Genomic DNA, 4,622 nt, shown 5'->3' with positions numbered 1-4,622 from the left:
GCCCTGGCCTGTGAGCACGGGGTGTTGGCAGGAGTGGACGGGTTGTATGTCTCGGCCACGGAGTCGCGCAATACCGTGGACTTTTACCTGGGCCAAGGTTGCCTGATGCTGCAATCCCCAGACCCTGAACTCTACGCACAGGAACCCCACGACATTCACCTCTACCGGCCATTTCGTGAGAAAGGGTTGTAGGTCTTTGTTACCGCAGTAATTTTTTAAGTTAATACTCTAAAAAAATCCCACGTGTGGCGAGATAGTTTCTACGCTTAGGGTAAGTCTGATTTCTGGCCCAGGGAGTCAGTCTGATGGTTCGCGCAGGCATTGCGCTTTGCGGGAGGCGGGTAATGGGCGACAGGAGTGTTTGATTGATCTCAGGAGAAACGGTCCATGACCAAGTCCTATGGTATTGCGGGTGCGGTGGCGGCTTTTCTGGGCCGCAGGTTGACCTTGCGGGGTCGAAGGTTGAGTTCCGATGAAGTGGAATTGCTGGCGCAGTACCGGGCGCTCACCGAGAACGATCAGGTGGCGATGCGCTACCTGATTGGGGCGATGAAGAGTGTTTCGCGGTTCTAAACACCTGTAGGAACTGGCTGTTGTGGCGAGCAAGCTTGCTTGCGCTGGAGTGCGAAGCGCTCCCAAGATTTTGGGGCCGCTGCGCAGCCCAGCGGGAGCAAGCTCCCTCGCCACAAGAGTCCGATCCCCTTGAATCAGGTGTACTTACGCGCCTCTGGCGCCGGCGGGAAGTACTGATACAACCAGGTCTCGCTCAAGGTGCGGTCCTGGGTACGGATGAACAGCCGCAGTTCCACCGGCTCCACGCTGTCGCTGGTCGGGTACCAGTCGAACAGGATGCGGTAGCCCTTGATGTTGTCGAGCACCAGCACGCTGAAATCCTTTACCTGGCCATGGGAGCAGGTCACCACCGGCTCGATCCCGGTGCCGGCCGGCAGGCGGTCGAGGCCGCCACCCTTGAAGTCCACGGCAAAACGACGTGCCCACACCTCAGGGTAGTGCTCGCCCGGTGCCCAACCTTCGGTAAAACCACCCATGCCGGAACGGGTCGCATCGACCTGTGCCAGCGGCGTGCTGACCGGCGGCAGGGCGCTCCAGTACAGTTTGTAGCCGTAGTTCAGCGAATCCCCGGCAGCCACTGGCGTTTTCGGGGTCCAGAAGGCCACGATGTTATCCAGGGTTTCGCCAGTCGTCGGGATTTCCAGCAGGTCGATCGAGCCTTCACCCCATGCCGTCGTCGGTTCTACCCACAGGCTTGGACGCTTGCTGTACCAGTCCACGGTGTCCTGGTAGCTGGCGAACTCATGGTCGGTCTGCACCAGGCCGAAGCCTTTCGGGTCTTTGTCGGCAAAGGCGTTGAACTGCAATTTGGCCGGGTTGTTCAACGGGCGGCAGATCCACTCGCCGTTGCCGCGCCACATGGCCAGACGGTCGGAGTCGTGGATCTGCGGGTGGATGGTGTCGCACATGCGGCGCTCGTGGGTGCCACAGCTGAACATACTGGTCATCGGCGCGATGCCCAGTTGTTCGATGGCGGTACGCGCGTTGATGTGCGCGTCGATGGCCATCACCACCTGGCTGGCCTGGCAGTCGATGTCGAAGCGGTAGGCACCCGTGGCGCTTGGCGAGTCGAGCAAGGCGTAGACCACAAAGCGGGTCGCGTCCTTGTCCGGGGTTTCGAACCAGAATTGCGTGAAGTCGGGGAATTCCTCGCGTTTTTTCGCGTAGGTGTCGATGGCCAGGCCACGGGCAGAAAGGCCGTATTGGCCGGTGGAATCCACGGCGCGGAAGTAGCTGGCGCCCAGAAACGACAGCACGTCATGACGGTCCAGTTCAGGCGCCTTGAACAGCTTGAAGCCGGAAAAACCCAGGTCGCCCGTCAGTTGTTTGGTGTCGACGGTGGTTTTTTCATAGTTGAACAGCGACGGGCGGAAATGCACCTCGCGGGCTTCGCGGGTCTTGGGGTCGACGCTGTGCATGCGCACCGGCGTCTTGAAGCCCATGCCGACGTGGAAAAACTGCACGTCCAGTTGGCCGTTCAATTCCTTCCACAGCGAGTGCTTGCCGTCGTAGCCGATGGCGTTGAAGTTCTGCGGGGTCATGGTCGCCAGGGTCGGCGGCAGCACCTGTTTGGTGTCTTTGTAAGGCGTGCCGGCCAGTTGCTTGGCCTGGGCCTTGAGCGATTCAAAATCGAAAACGATGGCCTTGCCGTCGGCGGCACGGTTGCCGGCCCAGGCTTGCGCAGCGAGCAGGCCGCTGGCCGATAAACCGGTGTAAGCCGCAATGGCCATGGACGCTTTGAGCAAATTCCTGCGGTGCATAGAGACAACCTGTCGTGAGCAAATCCTGCGCCGTTCCTGGCACGTACTGGATCAGAAATTACGGTTCGGACATGCCTTCGACCAAACGCAACGAACAATAAACAGACGCCGGATAGCTTAAGCGGTTCGATGACGTAGGAAAAATGATTGATAGCGGGGTGATGGCGTTGCAAGTGCGACAAGACATTTCCAATTGTCAGGCAGCCTTGTAGTGAGCGGGCTTGCCCCGCGCTGGGCTGCGGAGCAGCCCTAACCAGATCACCGCATGCCTTCAGGTATTTCGCGGCGCCTGGATTTGGGGCCGCTTCGCCGCCCAGCGCGGGGCGAGCCCGCTCACTACAAGTCCTCAGCTGACCTCACCCACAGCCCGGTAAGCCTCATCAATCGCCGCATGGGCATACGCGCTCCACGCGGCATCCGAGTTGGCGATGCTTACATGCCCCAGCGGTTTTTTCGCCAGTTTCATCCACGCTTCAGTCTGATCCGCATCGTCATACAAACTGTTGGAGAAGCTCGCATAACCGTGTGACCAGCGGTTGACAGTGATCGCCAGAATATCCCGCTCATGGTTGAACCCGCCCGGGCCCAGCATGCGCTGCAACTGGTCTCGCAGCTGTGCCTCCAGTTGCTCGAACGTCTGCCCATACAACTTGCCCCGCCCGGCGCGGGCCTGGTCGCGGGCGTTCATGCCGCTGTTGGGGCTGGTGGGCACGTAAACCATGTGCAAGCCGATCGGCTGCGTCGGGTCGCGCGGGTGGTCGTAGCCGCCCATGCTCACCGGGTAATCCAGCTTGATCCGGCTGTAGGGCTGGGTCGCCGCGTAAATCTCATGCACCCCCAGTGTCTGGAATGACTGCCAATTGCGGATCACCACCTTGGTGTACACCAGCGGGTATTTCACGTTCTGGCTCAGGGCGTGGGCCTGGGGCGCCGGCAAATCCTTGAGCAGGTAGGGGATCATCATGTTGTAGCAGGCCAGGATGCAGCGTTTGCCGCGCACCTGTGCGAGTTGTCCGCCACGGCTGTAGCCGATATGCACGCCGTCGCCGACGTTGCGCACGCTGACGGCGGTGCTGTTCAAGCGCAAGCGCACGGCGGCCTTGGGCTGGTCCAGCTTGGCGTAGTCAAAGGCCGCCAGCACGATGTCGTCCATGGTGTGCCCCGGCGCCACGCCCGGGATCAAGTCTCGCACCAGCAGCCGCGCCACCGACGCATTGCCATCCGGGAAGTGGTAGATGTAGGGCTCTTCCATTTCCGCAGCGGCTTCTTCGCTGATCGGCGCCAGGTTCATCCCGGCAAAGCCTGGGAAGCCTACGTTATAAGCGTCAGCCGACGCCACGGCATCAATGCTCAGGGCCATGAAGTCATTGGTGCGGCTCTGGAAGTACTTCACCGCGCCTTCTGACAAACCCACGTTTTTCAGCAGGAAATCCCGGTAGCTGGTGGCGGCGAGGTAGCGGGCCTTTTCTTCGGCTGTCTTGCCCGGCAGGTAATCCTTGGGCGCCGTGTGCAGTTCGATCAAGGCTTGGCGATCAGCCTGCGGCAACGGGAAGTCATTGATGAAGTCGCCGATGGCGCGCGCGTTGAGTTGGTTCGGCGCGATATCGTCGGCCACCATCGGCGTGGGGTCGCCGGTCACCAGTTTGTCTTCGCCGAAGTTTTCCTTGTCGAAGAACACCCCGCGCGACAGCCCCAGGCCCGGGTAGAACGGGCGGTCGAAGGCGGTTTCGAAGCGCTTGATGTTCACCCCGAGTTTTTTCAGCAGGCCATTCACCTGCTTGCTGTACAGATGGTTAGGCGACTGGAACGCCTCGCTGCCGCCGTAGCCGATGATCGTGCGGCCACCGGCCTGGAATTCATTACGCTTGGCGTGGCCGCCGAAGTCGTCGTGGTTTTCCAGGATCAGGACCTTCGCCTTGGGGTGCTTCTCGCGGTAGAACCACGCCGCCGACAAACCGCTCAAGCCGCCGCCGACCACCACCAGGTCATAGTCCTCGGTGATCGGCAGTTTCTCGGTATCGAACACCTTCTTTTCCCAGCCCATCTGGTGCGCCACTTCGAACGAGCCGACATGGCTGCCGCGCAGGCCGGTGAGGGCGGGAGGGTAGTAGCGTCCATCGGGCGCGGCTTGCAAGAGCTGCAGCGGGGTCATGCCGGCGGCAACGGTAATGGCGACGCCGTTGAGGAAGTCGCGGCGGGTGATATCCATGGGGAAGAACCTGAATTTTATTGTTATGAGAAGAGACTTGTGGGAACCGGGCTTTTTGTAGGAGCGGGCTTGCTCGCGAA

Annotated in this window: 3 protein-coding genes and 1 pseudogene; 2 read left to right on the top strand and 2 right to left on the bottom strand. The window is 60.7% G+C overall.

All coding sequences use genetic code 11. The features are described 5' to 3' along the window. Together HX803_RS13610 and HX803_RS13605 are read left to right on the top strand one after the other, a co-directional pair. Positions 1–192: pseudogene (locus HX803_RS13610) on the top strand (GNAT family N-acetyltransferase); the annotation flags it as partial. Between the two features lie 195 nt (positions 193–387). Continuing rightward, positions 388–573: a hypothetical protein gene (locus HX803_RS13605; RefSeq protein WP_178921242.1), complete on the top strand. Its 186-nt coding sequence runs from the start codon at positions 388–390 to the stop codon at positions 571–573. Between the two features lie 134 nt (positions 574–707). Here the strand turns inward: HX803_RS13605 and HX803_RS13600 are convergent, their stop codons facing one another. Next, positions 708–2,333, bottom strand: coding sequence for a glucan biosynthesis protein D (locus tag HX803_RS13600; RefSeq protein WP_178921240.1), 1,626 nt, complete (start codon positions 2,331–2,333; stop codon positions 708–710). A gap of 346 nt (positions 2,334–2,679) precedes the next feature. After that, the gene (locus tag HX803_RS13595; RefSeq protein WP_178921238.1) at positions 2,680–4,542 is read right to left on the bottom strand and encodes an FAD/NAD(P)-binding protein; all 1,863 of its coding nucleotides are present in this window, start codon (positions 4,540–4,542) and stop codon (positions 2,680–2,682) included. Positions 4,543–4,622 lie beyond the last annotated feature (80 nt).

Source organism: Pseudomonas sp. P7548, assembly GCF_013386585.1.
Taxonomy (GTDB): Bacteria; Pseudomonadota; Gammaproteobacteria; order Pseudomonadales; family Pseudomonadaceae; genus Aquipseudomonas.
This window is presented reverse-complemented; position numbering and strand designations above follow the sequence as displayed.